The sequence below is a fragment of the Pseudalkalibacillus sp. NRS-1564 genome (genome assembly GCF_050467905.1).
Classification (GTDB): Bacteria; Bacillota; Bacilli; order Bacillales; family Guptibacillaceae; genus Guptibacillus; species Guptibacillus hwajinpoensis_B.
The window spans coordinates 32149-46639 of sequence record NZ_JBITPM010000026.1 but is presented as its reverse complement, the minus strand read 5'-3'; the positions used below and the strand labels follow the sequence as shown (position 1 = coordinate 46639).

Sequence of the window (14491 nt, the reverse complement as noted above, 5' to 3'; positions counted from 1 at the left end):
TTTATTTCTTATGATGAGGATATCCTATAAGAGGAAGGAAGGATGTTGATGAGTAAGAAAGGATGGATTGGAAGTATCTTTCTTGTGCTTTTGATCGTAGTTGGATGGTGGATGGTTTCTCCTCTTTTTCTTGATGAAGTGGTTGATGAAGATCTCCCGACAACGATTGAAGCAACAACTAATGCTGAAGAGACATCCGATGAAGAATCACCAGCTGTATCCCACTCAGGGATATTCGTCGATGGTGATGATACCCATCATGCTTCAGGTAACGTCACATCGTTTTACACCGATTCAAAACAATGGGTTAGGTTTGAGAACTTCGAAGTGACGAATGGTCCTGACTTATATACTGTACTCGTAAAAGAAGGGCAGTCAACAGATGAAGGAACGATACTTGGGAAATTGAAAGGAAATGTTGGCAGTCAGAACTATCGCATTCCTGATTCGTCTTCACTTGAAGAAGGCGATCGGATTGTCGTTTGGTGCAAAGCTTTTGAAGTTGATTTCGGCTTTGCGGAACTGTTTCATAAGGAATAGAGGTGAAGTGCATTGGCAGAAAAAATCCTACTAGTGGATGATGAAGAATCCATACTTGACGTTAGTAGGAGGTATTTGGAGAGAGATGGGTATCACGTGATTACTGCAGCAGATGGAGAAGAGGCTATAAGTAGGTGGGAAAAAGAGAAGCCAGATCTCATTGTACTTGATTTGATGATGCCGTTAAAAGATGGAATGGAAACGGCGGAGGAGATTCGAGCGGTCGATGATGTTCCTATTATTATGCTGACAGCTTTAGGTCAGGAACGAGATCGTCTTTTAGGATTAACGGTCGGCGCGGATGATTATTTAACTAAACCGTTTAGCCCAAGAGAGCTTGTTCTTAGAGTGCGAAATATATTGCGGCGGACGAAACGACAACATGCGGAGAAGGCCTCTTTCTTAACGTACGGTGAGCTTACAATTGATGAATCTCGAAGAAAAGTAACAGTCGATCGGAATGAAGTGGAATTGACTGTTAAGGAATTTGAACTTCTCTATTTGTTAGCCAGTCATCCTACACGTGTCTTTCCTCGCTCACAATTGATTGAAGCGATATGGAGATATGAATTCGACGGTGATGGCAATACGATAAATGTTCATATAAGACGTCTACGTGAAAAAATTGAAAAAGATTCAGCAGAGCCTAAATGGATTAAAACCGTATGGGGCATCGGGTATAAGTTTGAAGGAGAATCAACATGAAATTGCGAACGATGCTAATGCTTGCCAATGGGATATCGATTGCTTTTATCCTAGTCTTTCTCATTATTAGTTACGTAAGAATGGTCCTTTCACCTGAACTGATCCTCACCCTTACGTTCATTACGATTGGAGCTGGTTCTCTATCGATGTTGGCTCATTTTATATTCACATCGCAAATTTTGAAGTCAGTGAATCAGATGACGGAAGATACGAGCAGAATCGCTGAAGGAAAGTTCGATGTCAAGGTGGCAGAGCAAGGGCCAACAGAAATACAGGAGCTTGCACAGCATTTCAATGTGATGTCCGAGAAGCTAAATCTAATGTTTTCAGAAGTGAAGCGTTCGGAGCAATACAAAACAGAATTGATTGCGAACGTTTCTCATGATTTAAGGACACCTGTTTTTTCGATTCGATCCTTTGCTGAAGCACTTCAAGATGGCGTCGTTACAGATGAGAAAACAAAAAGACAGTATCTAGATACGATCGAAAGAGAAACAGAACGGCTTAGCCACTTGATTGAAGAGCTGTTGAATTTATCTCAACTAGAAAGTGGCACTTTACCATATGAACCTAGATTCGTTCACCCTGACGTCGTTTTAGTTGAAACGCTACAGCAGTTCGATCGCAAGCTACAAGAGAGAGAGATTGAACTTGCAGTTGAAATTGATGAAGAGCTAGGTGTCATCCCTATGATGCCAGACCATATCAAACGCGTGCTTACGAACTTAATTCAAAATGCAATCGCGTTCTCAGATGATCATTCTACGATCCATATTACACTGAAAAAGGTTGAGACAGCTGCTCTCTTCTTTATAAGAGATGAAGGAAACGGAATTCCGAAAGAAGAACAAGAACGGATTTTTGATCGTTTTTACCGTGTTGAGAAATCGCGTAACACAAGGTACGGGGGTTCCGGACTGGGTCTAGCCATATCGAGACAATTGATTGAGCTTCATGGAGGGAAGATAGGCGTTGAAAGTAACGTAGGTCATGGCAGCGAATTTTGGTTTATGCTTCCACTTGAGAAGAAGGAGGAATAATGAATGAAGATAACGAGATGGTTTCTGTTAATTGGAATTGCGGCAGTGCTCGTATTTGCTATTCCAAAACTTTATGATGTGATTTTTAAACGTTCTTATGGAAGCGAGCCAGCACAAGCTGTACAGGATAATGAAGCGGTGGCGACTTTTGCAGGAGGATGTTTCTGGTGTATGGAGCCGCCGTTTGAGAAATTAGATGGCGTAAGAGAAGCGGTCTCAGGCTATACTGGCGGGAATACAGAAAACCCTTCTTATGAAGAGGTATCTTCTGGTGGAACCGGGCATGTAGAAGCTGTCCAAGTATATTATGACCCTTCCGTTGTGAGCTATGATACATTGTTAGATGTATTTTGGAGACAAATCGATCCTACTGATGATGAAGGACAGTTTGTTGATAGGGGAGACCAATATTTATCTGGAATTTTCTATCATAATGAAGAGCAAAAGAAAGCTGCTATAGCGTCTAAGGAAGAAATTCAAAGTTCAAACAGATTTAATAAACCTATTGTCACGCCTATCGAACAAGCAGAAACATTTTATGTAGCGGAAGAGTATCATCAAGATTATTACAAAGAAAATGAGCTGCGTTATAAATATTATCGAAATAATTCAGGACGAGATCAGTTTCTTGAGAAAGCATGGGGAGATGATCTTGAGGTAAATGCACCAGAAGCGAAGACAAATCTCACGTATTCTGATGAAGAGCTAAAAGAGATGCTTACACCGATTCAATATAGTGTGACGCAAGAGGACGACACAGAGAAAGCTTTTGATAATGAGTATTGGGATAACAAAGAAGAAGGAATCTATGTCGATATCGTTTCAGGAGAACCTCTTTTTAGTTCAGCGGATAAATATAAATCAGGAACAGGATGGCCTAGCTTCACAAAGCCCCTTGTACCTGAGAACATTGTAGAGAAAGAGGATAAAAGATGGTTTACGGTTAGGACGGAAGTAAGAAGTAAGAACGCTGACTCTCATTTAGGTCACGTGTTTGAAGATGGCCCTGAACCAACAGGTCTCCGCTATTGCTTAAACTCTGCAGCGCTTGATTTTATTCCAAAAGACGAAATGAAAGAAAAGGGTTACGGAGAATATTTGGATGAATTTGAAGAAGGGGCAGAATCCTAATGGATTCTGCTTTTTTTGTTCATGATAGAAGAATAAGAGTAGTTGAATAAGATTTCTACATTGAATACATACGCCGAGGGGTATATAATACAGATCATGTGAGGTGAATAAGGGTGGAAAATAAAAAGGCAGATGGACGTGTGCAACAGTTATTAGCGAATGAGCGCACGTTTCTAGCATGGGTTCGAACTTCTATTGCGATCATTGGTATTGGTTTTCTAACAGCAAGCTTACATTTTACTAGAGCTGCTGGAGAGAGAGCTGATGATCAGGTCGCCGTGTTCATTAGTTTCTCATCTTTATTTTTTGGATTATTAACGATCGCTGGAGGAGCGGTGCAGTTCTACCGAACGAAAAAACGCATTATGAAATTTGAGGTTCCTTCTTCTTCATGGATTGTTGTGTTTCTTCTTATAGTAGTGTTATTAATGATTGCACTGATCGCCACGTATTTTATTATTCAAATCAATTGGCTTTCTTAAAACCAGGGTGTTGACATTTCATACAGGTGCGTTATAATACCCCTATAGGTATTAAAAAACACAAACGAATTCGATTTACAGATAAATTTTTTTACTTGATTTTATACCCCGTAGGGTATAAGGTGAGGAGGAAATGAAATGCAATACGATAAAGCAGTTATGAATCGATTGAAGCGAATTGAAGGACAAATTCGCGGTGTTATCCAGATGATGGAACAAGAGAAAAGCTGTGAAGACATTGTAAATCAGCTTTCTGCCACTCGTTCTGGTATCGATCGTTCGATTGGATTAATTGTAAGTTCAAATCTTGAACAGTGTCTTCACCAACAGATTGAACAGGGAGAATCTACTGATGATGTTGTGAAGGAAGCTGTTAATCTTTTAGTAAGAAGTCGATAATAAAAAAATTTAACACATTATATACCCCTAGGTGTATAAGAGGAGGAAATAGAATGAGTGAACAAAAGAAAACAACGATTGTCCTATTTAGTGGAGATTACGACAAAGCAATGGCTGCCTACATTATCGCGAATGGTGCCGCCGCATATGACCATGAGGTAACCATTTTCCATACATTCTGGGGGTTAAACGCTCTTAGGAAAGATCAGCAAGTTGAAGTCAATAAAGGGTTCCTAGAGAAAATGTTTGGCAAAATGATGCCCCGCGGTGCTGATAAAATGGGTCTTTCAAAAATGAACTATGGTGGAATGGGTAAGAAGATGATTAAGAACGTCATTAAGAAGCACAATGTAACAGAACTTCCGCAGCTGATTGAGCTTGCGCAAGAACAGGAAGTGAAGCTCGTTGCTTGTACGATGACAATGGATCTTTTAGGTCTTCAAAAGGATGAGCTGCTAGAAGAAATCGAGTATGCAGGTGTTGCTGCATATCTAGGCGACGCTGAAGATGGTAACGTCAATCTCTTCATTTAAGGAGCGAAAAGAATGGAACTTTTGCTAATAGCTGTCATTGTGATAGCTGGATGGTTCATTTATAAAAAGGTAGGACCAGGAAAAGGTGTAACAACGATCACCTCTGAAGAAGCAAAAAGGAAGTTTGGCGATCGCAATGTTCAATTTATTGATGTTCGTACACCTGGTGAATATAAAGGTCAAAAAGTGAAGCAATTTAAAAATATGCCGCTCAACGAACTTAGCAAACGCACAAAAGAACTGGATCCTAATAAAGAAGTCGTCGTGATTTGTCAAAGTGGAATGAGAAGTTCAAAAGCTTGCGGAGAATTGAAGAGACAAGGATTCACGTCTGTATCGAATGTTCGCGGCGGAATGAATATGTGGAAATAGGAGGAATTAGAATGTCTGGTTATGTAAAAGATGTAACGCCAACTGAAGTGAATAACATGTTGAAGGAAAATAAATCAATTAGTATTGTCGATGTTCGCGGACCTGAAGAGGTGGCAGAAGGAAAGATTCCTGGTGCCTACAATCTACCGGTTAATGAATTACAGGGAAGAATGAATGAGCTTGATAAGGATACAGAGCATATTATCGTCTGCCGGTCAGGTGGCAGAAGCAGCATGGCTTCTATGGTTCTAAAATCAAACGGGTATTCCGTGTTAAATATGACAGGCGGCATGCTTGAATGGACTGGAGTAACAGAATAACGACTACAGGAGGTAGACTAATGATACAAACTGATCACGTACTCGATGCAAAGGGTCTAGCGTGCCCGATGCCAATTGTGAAAACGAAGAAAATGATGAAGGATCTTGAATCAGGAGTCGTTCTTGAAATTCTAGCAACAGATAAAGGATCAAAAGCAGATCTTAAGGCATGGGCTGACAAAGTAGGGCATCACTATCTTGGAACAATTGAAGAAGGTGACGTTTTGAAACATTATCTTCGTAAGGCTTCAGATGGTGAGGCGACACTTGAGCAGAGTCACCCACATGTGATTTCAAATACAGATCTTACAGCTAAACTCTCAGATGATGAAATGACGATCGTGGACGTAAGAGAGCCAGCAGAATATGTGTTCAGTCACCTTCCAAATGCGATTTCTTTGCCACTTGGCGATTTAGATAACCGTATGGCAGAGTTAGATAAAGGGAAGAAGATTTATGTAGTTTGTCGTACAGGTACAAGAAGCGATCTTGCGGCTCAAAAGTTAGCTGAAAATGGCTATGATGTGATCAATGTTGTGCCAGGAATGTCCGAGTGGGATGGTCCTACTACATCTGATCTTTAAAAGATAAAAGGGCGGGGATTTTTTCCCCGCGTACAACTTAATTTTTTTTGGAATCATAAATACGGATGGGGGTATATGAGGTGGATTTGAAACAAAAACATGCAAGTGAAGTAGCAAAAAAAGTGATTAATAAGCAAGAGCTTTTTATTCTCGATGTAAGAAATGAAGAAGCTTATGGCGATTGGAAAATCGAAGGTGAATCTGTTACGTCTATGAATGTTCCTTACTTCGATTTAATTGACGGCGTTGAAGAGATCCTGCCAAAGCTTCCAAAGGATAAAGAAATTCTAGTTGTATGTGCAAAAGAAGGTTCTTCGATCTTTGTAGGTGAAGAACTCGTTGAAGCGGGAATGGAGAATGTATCTTATCTTTCTGGCGGAATGAAGGCATGGAGTGAATACCTTGAGCCTGTTAAAGTAGGCGATCTTCCGGGAGGAGCACTCTATCAATTTGTTCGCCTTGGTAAAGGGTGTCTTTCATATTTGATTGAATCAAATGGAGAGGCTGCTATTGTGGATGCGAATCGAATGATTGAGAATTACACAACCTTTGCAGAAAACAAAGGTCTTACGATTAAAGCAACATTTGACACACATCTTCACGCAGATCACATTTCTGGGGGGAAGTCGTTAGCTGACCAGGTAAATGGAACGTATTACCTTCCAGAAGAAGATGCTGGTGAAGTAACATTCGAATATTCAGCACTTAAAGAAGGAACTTCAGTGTCTATTGGAAACGTAACAGTTGAACCGATCTACCCTCCAGGACACACCATCGGAAGTACGTCACTTATGATCAATGATGCTTACCTTTTAACTGGTGATATTCTATTTGTTGAATCAATTGGTCGCCCGGATTTAGCTGGCAAAGCTGAAGATTGGGTTCTTGACCTTCGCACAACACTTTATAACCGGTATAAAGAGATGGCAGGGGAATTAGTTGTTCTTCCAGCTCACTTCTCAAAAATGGCTGAGCTTGATGAAAATGGAGCCGTGTCTGCAAAACTCCAGGATCTTTACCAAAAGAATGATGGTCTAAATGTGGAGAAGGAAGAAGATTTCAGAAAAATGGTAACCGAAAATCTTCCTCCACAGCCTAATGCTTATCAGGAAATTCGTGAAACAAATATGGGGAAAATTACCCCTGATGAAGAAACAAAAAGAGAAATGGAAATTGGACCAAACCGCTGTGCGGTTAACTAATAAGGAGGAATTACAAATGGATGCACAAAAAACATTAGATACAAAAGGGCTAGCATGCCCAATGCCAATCGTAAAAACAAAAAAAGCAATGAAAGACATGGAGTCAGGTGAAGTTCTTGAAGTTCAAGCGACTGATAAAGGAGCTCAAAGTGACCTTACTGCATGGGCGAAATCAGGTGGTCATGAACTAATGAAGTCTGAAGAAACAGACGGCGTGTTCTATTTCTGGATTAAAAAAGCTTAGTAAATGATAGGAGGTACTGAATAAGTACCTCCGTTTTAATGTAAGGGGTGAACAGGATGGATTTGAGTTTTATAATAACGATTTTTGCAATTGGATTTATTGGATCTTTTATTTCAGGAATGGTTGGAATCGGTGGCTCGATTATTAAATACCCGATGCTACTTTATATCCCACCACTACTCGGTTTTGCGGCATTTAGTGCCCACGAAGTTTCTGGTATTAGTGCAGTTCAGGTATTCTTCGCAACCATTGGTGGTGTTTGGGCTTACCGTAAAGGTGGTTATCTTAATAAGCAATTGATCCTCTACATGGGGGTTAGTATTCTAATCGGTAGTTTTATTGGAGGATATGGTTCGACCATTTTGTCCGAACAGGGAATCAATGTCGTCTATGGACTGCTTGCTGCGATTGCAGCTGTCATGATGTTTATACCGAAAAAAGGCATTGATGATATACCGCTTGATCAGGTGAAATTCAATAAACTACTTTCATCAGCTCTTGCCTTTATTGTAGGTATTGGCGCTGGGATCGTTGGCGCCGCAGGAGCATTCCTTCTCGTTCCGATCATGCTCGTCGTGCTAAAGATTCCGACGCGGATGACGATTGCATCTTCTCTTGCGATCACGTTTATTTCTTCGATAGGTTCGACGGTTGGAAAACTCGCAACAGGGCAGGTTCTTTTACTTCCTGCTGCGATAATGATTGTCGCAAGCTTAATTGCTTCGCCACTTGGTGCGAATGCTGGTAAGAAGATCAATACAAAAATTCTTCAATGGGTGCTTGCTGCCCTAATTCTTGGAACGTCTATTAAGATTTGGATTGACCTTCTCTCATAATCGGAAAAAGCTGTCTCTCTCATTGCTACATGCAATTTGAGGAGACAGCTTTTCTTATACTTGTTGCTTAATTTCTAATTCTTTAATCTGATGTCCATCAACTTCACGAACTGTAAATTGATAGCCTTCTACGGTAAATGATGTTCCTTGTTCCGGTTCTATATCATGAGTTAGGATCCAGCCACCAATTGTATCCACTTCTTTATGATCAATTGATGTTCCGAGTAGCTCATTGATATCACTAATTAAAGCTTTTCCATCGACGATTGTTTGTCCATTTGAATCTTCTCGTATAGGCGCTTTTTCATCAAAATCAAATTCATCTTGAATTTCGCCAACAATTTCTTCAAGTATATCTTCAACTGTAACGAGTCCGGCCGTTCCACCATACTCATCGACGACGATCGCGATATGATTGTGACTCTTTTGCATTTTCGCTAGTAGTGTCTTAATATGGGCAGTTTCAATAACGTGATTAATGGGGTGGATGTATTCATTAAGTATAAGCTCTTCGCCCCATTTGTACTGTGTTAAAATTTCTTTAATGTTAACGACCCCAACGATTTTATCTTTATCCCCATCAGCGACAGGATAACGTGTATATTTACCATTCTTCATGATTTCAAGATTTTCTTCAGTAGTGTTGTCCAAAAATAGACAGGTCATTTCCGTTCTTGGAATCATGATTTCTCGGGCCATTCTTTCATCAAATTCAAAGATATTATTCACAAATTCCATTTCGGATTTATTGATTTCCCCACTTTTGTAGCTTTCAGATAAAATGAGTCGAAGTTCTTCTTCAGAATGGGCTTGTTCATGTTCATTCGCTGATTTAAGACCAAATAACTTTACCACGCCTCTAGCTGAACCATTTAATGCCCAAATAAACGGATACATTATACGATAGAACCAGATAAGTGGACCAGCTAGAAGTAAACTAACAGCTTCCGCTTTTTGAATTGCAAATGTCTTCGGAGCAAGCTCACCAAGAACAACGTGTAGAAAGGTTATAATCGCAAAGGCGAGCGCAATCGTAACTGGTGTAGCGATTGAGTCAGGAAGGTTAATAAGCTCAAATAAAGGATGCAGAAGCTGTTCAACGGTTTCTTCACCAAGCCAACCAAGAGCTAGCGCTGTAATGGTAATACCTAATTGACATGCTGAAAGATACCCATCTAAGTTACCAAGTACCTTTTGAACGGCTTTGGCTTTCTTGTTTCCTTCACTGGCAAGTGCATCTATTCTCGTTCTTCGAATTTTTACGATCGCAAATTCAGATGCTACGAAAAATGCCGTTAATACAATTAACAATAGAACAGCAATTACTTTGATTAGTTCCAATAAGGCCCTTACAGAGTTGTAAGGGTTCACCTCCTATGTAATAGTTATTGTAACGTTATTATAACGATGTTTTCCTCTTTTGGGGTAACGTAAAACAAAAAAAATCTACCTCAATGAGAATGTTTGAACGCTCAAGGTTGTAAGAAATGGATTTTATCATTCATAAGATGCTATGATCATTTTTGTGACCATACCTTACCAACCTGATAATGATATCGTGAGCGTTTATGTTATAGTTTTTTCAGAATCGGGGTTAATTATGAAAAAGTCCACCAAACCCTTGATAGGGATAGGAGTATGTCTCCTAATCGTTATTATAATCATCTTTTTAATCAATCCACCATGGTTGGCTCAAATGCGTTCATTTATTTCGCTTGATTCACTCCCTCTGCTCGCTGATTACTTTCGCTCCTTAGGAATATGGGCGCCCGTTATTAGTATTGCTTTAATGATTGCGCAAGGAATTCTCGCGCCGCTCCCATCCTTTGTCATTACAGCAGCTAACGGTCTCGCTTTTGGAATTCCACTTGGCTTCCTCGTTTCTTGGTCAGGTGGAATGGCAGCTGCTCTCGTGATGTTTTGGCTAGCAAGATGGTTTGGAGCCGCATTTGTTGAAAAAGTAACAAAGAAGAGCGACATTCTTGAAAAGGCCAATCGGTACAGCGGGAAAAATGGTTTTTTCTTAATACTCGTTGCCAGATTAGTCCCGATTGTATCGTTTGATTTTATTAGCTTTCTTGCAGGGTTAAGTCGCATTTCATTTCGATCGTTTGCGTTAGCTACTGCGCTAGGTCAAATTCCTGGAACCATTTTATACACAATTGTAGGTCATGATTTAGCGAACTTAGAAAAGTACCAAACGCGGTTTATATGGGCAAGTGCGATCATCATTGTTCTGCTTCTATTCGGGAAAATGAGGTCGAATCGAAAAAAGCTAAGCGGATCAGTATAAACTTTAGCGGTGCATATTACTTTCTTATCAGCTTCACTGACCTTATGATGTAGATGAATAACTAAATCAATGGGAGCGATGAAAAGTGGCAAAAATCATAGTGATTTATCAAGAACCGAAAGATGTCGATGAGTTTAAGAACTATTATGAGAACAATCATATGGCTCTTGTAAAGGATGTTCCGAACGTTACGAATGCTGAAGTTAACTATGTGACGGCAGCAATGAATACAGACAAGAACTATTTCTTAACAGCTACTATTGAATTTAGTTCAAAAGAGCAATTAGAAGAAGCAATGCAGTCACCGGCATGGGCAAAAGTATCAGAAGATGGACAAAACATGATGAAGTTCTTAAATGAGGCTCCATTATTACTTATAACAGAATAGCAAAGGAAAGAGCACTTGGATCTTATTTCAAGTGCTCTTTTGTTTAAGTTTTTTTCTAGGAGGTAAATAGTTGGTAGGAATAACCAAAGGTGAAGGAGGAGTTTATTAATATGAAAGCACTATTTCTAAATTGTTCTCTTAAAACGAGTGAAACGACTTCTAACACGGATGCTCTTTATCAAGAAGCAGAAGCGATTTTTAAGAAAGAGGGAATTGAATCTGAAAGCATTCGCATAAGCGATTATAAGATCGCTTATGGTGTTTCGGAAGATGAAGGTCATGGAGATGAATGGCCAGTTATTTTTGAAAAAGTAAAAGAAGCGGATATTATCATACTAGGTACTCCTCTCTGGCTAGGTGAAAAGAGTAGTGTCGCTACGCTTGCAATCGAGCGATTATACGGAGGAAGCGGATTAACAAATGAGAAAGGGCAGTCGTTATACTACAATAAAGTAGGCGGCGTCGTGATTACAGGAAACGAAGATGGTGCTAAGCATGCAGCAGCTTCTGTGCTATACGGGTTTTCTCATATTGGCATTACCGTTCCTCCAAACGTAGATGCTTACTGGGTTGGAGAAGCCGGACCAGGCGCTTCTTATATCGAAGCGAACGGTCAAAAGAATGACTTTTCTACCGGTCATGCGAAAACAATGGCGTATAACTTAATTCATTTTGCACGAATCTTTAATGAAAATCCTATTCCTGCTAAAGGGAACACGATGGAATAATGCAATGAGCTAAGCCTCTTCCAATAGGAAGGGGCATTTTTTAGGCTATGGTAATGATTATTGAATGACGGCTCATTCGAGATCTCAATAAGATGATCTGGTTATGAATTGGAAAACGAGAACGCGAATTCACCGGCGCGCCCAGAGTCACATATGTTATTAAACGACCAAATACGGGGGGATCTCAGTGGATGAACTGATTTTGTTTCTGATTCTTTTCATTCTTCTTGTCATTATTTTACTTGCTGTAGCAGGCATTATTTAAGCGTGACAAATAAGTAGAAATGATAATTCTATCTAACTATGGACACCAGCCTAATCCTTCTTTTTCTTACGACATATAGTATTAGTAACCTTCCAGGAAAGGGGGTTTTCTAATGAGTGGTGGAAAAGAGCAAGGGCATGGCGGAGGCTACGGTAAAGGCTTTGCGTTGATCGTAGTATTGTTTATTCTTTTGATTATCGTTGGAGCTGCGGCAGTTGGTGGAGCTAACTACGGCGGTCAGTGTGGTGGTTACGGAAAAGGTGGCTACGGCGGTTACGGCGGAGGATATGGCTACTAAACCTTTCTTGTTAAATTAGCATGAAGGGAGGGATACGCATGAGTTACGGTTATGGTCAAGGTTTCGCGCTAATCGTTGTATTGTTCATTCTTTTGATTATCGTTGGCGCAGTATGGGCTTACTAAAATAAGCAAAGCACCCGATTCGGGTGCTTTTTCTTATGGAACATTATTGAAAAACAATTGTTTTGTTGCCGTGAACAATAACACGCTTTTCAAGGTGCCATTTCACTGCGCGATAGAGGACGATGCGTTCAATGTCTTTGCCATGTCTTTTCAAATCGTTCACATTATAACGGTGAGTAATACGAGTGATGTCCTGTTCGATGATTGGACCTTCATCAAGCTTTGCATTCACATAATGGGCTGTTGCCCCGATAATCTTGACGCCTCGATCAAAGGCCTGTTGATAAGGGTGACCACCGATAAAGGCTGGTAGGAATGAATGATGAATATTAATGATGTCGTTGTGATAAAGGTTAATAATTTCTTCAGGTATGATTTGCATGTACCTTGCAAGAATAACCGTATCGATCTGTTGCTCTTCCAGTAAATGAAGATGTTCAGCTGTTGCTTGTGCTTTCGAATCTTTTGTCACTGGAACATGATAAAAGGGGATCCCAGCGCTTTCTGTTAATTCTTGAAAGTCTAGATGATTACTAATAACCATTCCAATTTCCGCATGTAGTTCCCCCAATTGCCATCTCCAAATCAACTCTTGAAGACAGTGATCTTCTTTCGTAGCAAAAATAGCGAGACGAGTTTTTCTAGAAGAAGCCGTTATGGACCACTCCATTTGAAAGGGAGCTGCCGTTTCTTCAAAAGCTCTTTTAAGTTCTCCTAATTGTTCATTTAATTGAGGGTGGCTAAATTCGATGCGCATAAAAAAAGTGTCCCAAAACAGGATCGGTCGAATGCTGGTCAGAGTGAATAATATTTGCACCATTTGTGAATAAAAACGTTGAGACAGCTGAGACAATTCCTTCTCTATCTGGGCAAGATATTAATAAAATGCCTTTATCTAAATTTCCCTTCATCATTAGCCTCCATTTATCTAGTAAATATTTTCAATAATACATTATTTCAAGGTAAAGCGCAAAAGGATTTTATGGTCTAGGATTTTTCTGTGAACTGACTGTTTAAGTTCTATCTTGTTTACCATTGTAATGATGCGAAAAATCATCATGGGGCAATAAGAGGAAATAATAAGAATAAGCAGAATTACTTATAAAAACTTATATAAAATCGAAAACACTTAATAAATATTGATTTATTACTTACGAAAACTTATAATGTAAGTGCATGGAAATGAGGTGTAGGAAGTGTATCAAGAAGAAAGAATGCTAGCGATTTTAGATCATCTAAAAAAACACGGAAGAATATCCGTAGATCAAATTTGCGAGTTATTTCAAGTGTCAAGAGACACTGCGAGACGTGATCTTGTGAAGCTTGAAGAAGAAGAAGCCGTTACGAGGACAAGAGGTGGAGCCGTACTTCCTCAGCTTCGTCATGAGATCCAGTCTTATCATGATCGCTTAAAAGTTGTGTCAAAGGAAAAACAGCGAATAGGCAAAATGGCCGCAGGCTATGTTAACGCAGGTGACGTCGTTATTCTTGATGCATCCACAACCGTTCAGTCATGCGCTGAATTTCTAATTGAAAAACAAGCAACAGTGATTACAAATTCCATTCATCAAGCAGATATTCTATCGAGCGGAAATCATATTGATATTCATCTTCTTGGAGGCAAACTCGAGAAAGATCATCGTTTCCTATATGGTTCGGCTGTAGTCGAAAAGGTGGCGACCTACAATGCAGATATTGCTTTTATAGGAGTCATAGGAATATCAGAGCAGGGGTTAACCATTGCTCATGAAGAAGATGGAATGGTGAAAAGAAAGATGATTCAACAATCTCAGTATGTTATCGCTCTTGCTGATAATTCAAAGTTCTATCGTTCTGAGTTTTTTACTTTTGCTCATCTTGAAGATATTGATCTTATTATTACGGATCAAATTCCTGAAGAGAAAGTGCAGGAAATGCTAAGGCGACATCAGGTTAAGCTCGTTGTTGCAGAGACTTAAGTTTCTACAATGACGTCATATAAAGAGAGCTTATGATTTTCTAAAGAA

General features: G+C 39.7%; 19 protein-coding genes and 2 pseudogenes. 19 read left to right on the top strand and 2 right to left on the bottom strand.

Annotated elements, in window-relative coordinates; all coding sequences use genetic code 11:
- The first annotated feature begins 48 nt into the window (after window positions 1-48).
- The 13 genes from ACIFPW_RS13090 to ACIFPW_RS13030 all read left to right on the top strand — a co-directional run bounded on the left by ACIFPW_RS13090 (window position 49) and on the right by ACIFPW_RS13030 (window position 8388).
- Complete coding sequence (locus ACIFPW_RS13090; protein ID WP_430244845.1) at window positions 49-540, top strand: DM13 domain-containing protein; 492 nt, start codon at window positions 49-51, stop codon at window positions 538-540.
- A 12-nt stretch (window positions 541-552) separates the two neighbouring features.
- On the top strand, window positions 553-1245 hold the full coding sequence (locus ACIFPW_RS13085) for a response regulator transcription factor (RefSeq protein WP_430244843.1): 693 nt from the start codon (window positions 553-555) through the stop codon (window positions 1243-1245).
- Window positions 1242-2285, top strand: a complete 1044-nt coding sequence (locus ACIFPW_RS13080; RefSeq protein WP_430244842.1) for a sensor histidine kinase — start codon at window positions 1242-1244, stop codon at window positions 2283-2285. The genes ACIFPW_RS13085 and ACIFPW_RS13080 overlap by 4 nt, the downstream gene beginning before the upstream one ends.
- Before the next feature lie 3 nt (window positions 2286-2288).
- Window positions 2289-3416 (top strand): peptide-methionine (S)-S-oxide reductase MsrA, encoded by a 1128-nt coding sequence (gene msrA / locus ACIFPW_RS13075; RefSeq protein ID WP_430244840.1) that lies wholly within the window; start codon window positions 2289-2291, stop codon window positions 3414-3416.
- A 113-nt stretch (window positions 3417-3529) separates the two neighbouring features.
- Window positions 3530-3898 (top strand): YidH family protein, encoded by a 369-nt coding sequence (locus tag ACIFPW_RS13070; RefSeq protein WP_226615201.1) that lies wholly within the window; start codon window positions 3530-3532, stop codon window positions 3896-3898.
- 138 nt (window positions 3899-4036) lie between these two features.
- The gene (locus ACIFPW_RS13065) at window positions 4037-4297 is read left to right on the top strand and encodes a metal-sensitive transcriptional regulator (protein WP_194218830.1); all 261 of its coding nucleotides are present in this window, start codon (window positions 4037-4039) and stop codon (window positions 4295-4297) included.
- Between the two features lie 53 nt (window positions 4298-4350).
- Window positions 4351-4830 carry a DsrE/DsrF/DrsH-like family protein gene (locus tag ACIFPW_RS13060; RefSeq protein WP_194218831.1) on the top strand — a complete coding sequence of 160 codons (480 nt, stop codon included), beginning with the start codon at window positions 4351-4353 and terminating at the stop codon, window positions 4828-4830.
- A gap of 12 nt (window positions 4831-4842) precedes the next feature.
- Window positions 4843-5202 (top strand): rhodanese-like domain-containing protein, encoded by a 360-nt coding sequence (locus tag ACIFPW_RS13055; protein WP_404683267.1) that lies wholly within the window; start codon window positions 4843-4845, stop codon window positions 5200-5202.
- 11 nt (window positions 5203-5213) lie between these two features.
- A complete protein-coding gene (locus ACIFPW_RS13050) occupies window positions 5214-5522 on the top strand; it encodes a rhodanese-like domain-containing protein (RefSeq protein ID WP_430244837.1) in 309 nt (102 codons plus the stop codon).
- 20 nt (window positions 5523-5542) lie between these two features.
- Window positions 5543-6106 carry a sulfurtransferase TusA family protein gene (locus ACIFPW_RS13045; protein WP_430244835.1) on the top strand — a complete coding sequence of 188 codons (564 nt, stop codon included), beginning with the start codon at window positions 5543-5545 and terminating at the stop codon, window positions 6104-6106.
- Between the two features lie 80 nt (window positions 6107-6186).
- Window positions 6187-7308 (top strand): MBL fold metallo-hydrolase, encoded by a 1122-nt coding sequence (locus ACIFPW_RS13040; protein WP_430244833.1) that lies wholly within the window; start codon window positions 6187-6189, stop codon window positions 7306-7308.
- Window positions 7309-7324: 16 nt separating this feature from the next.
- Window positions 7325-7552, top strand: coding sequence for a sulfurtransferase TusA family protein (locus ACIFPW_RS13035; protein WP_194218836.1), 228 nt, complete (start codon window positions 7325-7327; stop codon window positions 7550-7552).
- A gap of 56 nt (window positions 7553-7608) precedes the next feature.
- Window positions 7609-8388, top strand: coding sequence for a sulfite exporter TauE/SafE family protein (locus ACIFPW_RS13030; RefSeq protein WP_430244831.1), 780 nt, complete (start codon window positions 7609-7611; stop codon window positions 8386-8388).
- 54 nt (window positions 8389-8442) lie between these two features.
- On the opposite strand, the gene ACIFPW_RS13025 is transcribed toward ACIFPW_RS13030, so the two are convergent.
- Window positions 8443-9729: a hemolysin family protein gene (locus ACIFPW_RS13025; RefSeq protein WP_430244829.1), complete on the bottom strand. Its 1287-nt coding sequence runs from the start codon at window positions 9727-9729 to the stop codon at window positions 8443-8445.
- Window positions 9730-10084: 355 nt separating this feature from the next.
- Between ACIFPW_RS13025 and ACIFPW_RS13020 the strand changes: the two genes are divergently transcribed.
- The 5 genes and pseudogenes from ACIFPW_RS13020 to ACIFPW_RS13000 all read left to right on the top strand — a co-directional run bounded on the left by ACIFPW_RS13020 (window position 10085) and on the right by ACIFPW_RS13000 (window position 12485).
- The gene (locus ACIFPW_RS13020) at window positions 10085-10681 is read left to right on the top strand and encodes a TVP38/TMEM64 family protein (protein WP_430244828.1); all 597 of its coding nucleotides are present in this window, start codon (window positions 10085-10087) and stop codon (window positions 10679-10681) included.
- Between the two features lie 85 nt (window positions 10682-10766).
- Window positions 10767-11069: an EthD family reductase gene (locus ACIFPW_RS13015; RefSeq protein WP_194218840.1), complete on the top strand. Its 303-nt coding sequence runs from the start codon at window positions 10767-10769 to the stop codon at window positions 11067-11069.
- 110 nt (window positions 11070-11179) lie between these two features.
- Complete coding sequence (locus ACIFPW_RS13010; protein WP_194218841.1) at window positions 11180-11797, top strand: flavodoxin family protein; 618 nt, start codon at window positions 11180-11182, stop codon at window positions 11795-11797.
- A gap of 377 nt (window positions 11798-12174) precedes the next feature.
- Window positions 12175-12279 (top strand): annotated as a pseudogene (locus ACIFPW_RS13005) (YjcZ family sporulation protein); the annotation flags it as partial.
- Window positions 12280-12398: 119 nt separating this feature from the next.
- On the top strand, window positions 12399-12485 hold the full coding sequence (locus ACIFPW_RS13000; RefSeq protein WP_136948892.1) for a YjcZ family sporulation protein: 87 nt from the start codon (window positions 12399-12401) through the stop codon (window positions 12483-12485).
- Window positions 12486-12528: 43 nt separating this feature from the next.
- On the opposite strand, the pseudogene purU reads toward ACIFPW_RS13000, so the two are convergent.
- Window positions 12529-13399 (bottom strand): annotated as a pseudogene (purU, locus tag ACIFPW_RS12995) (formyltetrahydrofolate deformylase).
- Window positions 13400-13681: 282 nt separating this feature from the next.
- Here purU and ACIFPW_RS12990 point away from each other — a divergent pair.
- Entirely contained in the window at window positions 13682-14443 is a 762-nt protein-coding gene (locus ACIFPW_RS12990) for a DeoR/GlpR family DNA-binding transcription regulator (RefSeq protein WP_430244825.1), read from the top strand.
- Window positions 14444-14491 lie beyond the last annotated feature (48 nt).

Excerpts from the sequence above, each read along its gene's own strand:
- ACIFPW_RS13090 (WP_430244845.1), top strand. The coding sequence starts at position 49 with ATGAGTAAGAAAGGATGGATTGGAAGTATCTTTCTTGTGCTTTTGATC.
- ACIFPW_RS13065 (WP_194218830.1), top strand. The coding sequence starts at position 4,037 with ATGCAATACGATAAAGCAGTTATGAATCGATTGAAGCGAATTGAAGGA.
- ACIFPW_RS13035 (WP_194218836.1), top strand. The coding sequence starts at position 7,325 with ATGGATGCACAAAAAACATTAGATACAAAAGGGCTAGCATGCCCAATG.
- ACIFPW_RS13080 (WP_430244842.1), top strand. The coding sequence starts at position 1,242 with ATGAAATTGCGAACGATGCTAATGCTTGCCAATGGGATATCGATTGCT.
- ACIFPW_RS13045 (WP_430244835.1), top strand. The coding sequence starts at position 5,543 with ATGATACAAACTGATCACGTACTCGATGCAAAGGGTCTAGCGTGCCCG.
- ACIFPW_RS13000 (WP_136948892.1), top strand. The coding sequence starts at position 12,399 with ATGAGTTACGGTTATGGTCAAGGTTTCGCGCTAATCGTTGTATTGTTC.
- ACIFPW_RS13055 (WP_404683267.1), top strand. The coding sequence starts at position 4,843 with ATGGAACTTTTGCTAATAGCTGTCATTGTGATAGCTGGATGGTTCATT.
- ACIFPW_RS13010 (WP_194218841.1), top strand. The coding sequence starts at position 11,180 with ATGAAAGCACTATTTCTAAATTGTTCTCTTAAAACGAGTGAAACGACT.
- ACIFPW_RS13060 (WP_194218831.1), top strand. The coding sequence starts at position 4,351 with ATGAGTGAACAAAAGAAAACAACGATTGTCCTATTTAGTGGAGATTAC.
- ACIFPW_RS13030 (WP_430244831.1), top strand. The coding sequence starts at position 7,609 with ATGGATTTGAGTTTTATAATAACGATTTTTGCAATTGGATTTATTGGA.
- ACIFPW_RS13050 (WP_430244837.1), top strand. The coding sequence starts at position 5,214 with ATGTCTGGTTATGTAAAAGATGTAACGCCAACTGAAGTGAATAACATG.
- ACIFPW_RS13020 (WP_430244828.1), top strand. The coding sequence starts at position 10,085 with ATGCGTTCATTTATTTCGCTTGATTCACTCCCTCTGCTCGCTGATTAC.
- msrA (WP_430244840.1), top strand. The coding sequence starts at position 2,289 with ATGAAGATAACGAGATGGTTTCTGTTAATTGGAATTGCGGCAGTGCTC.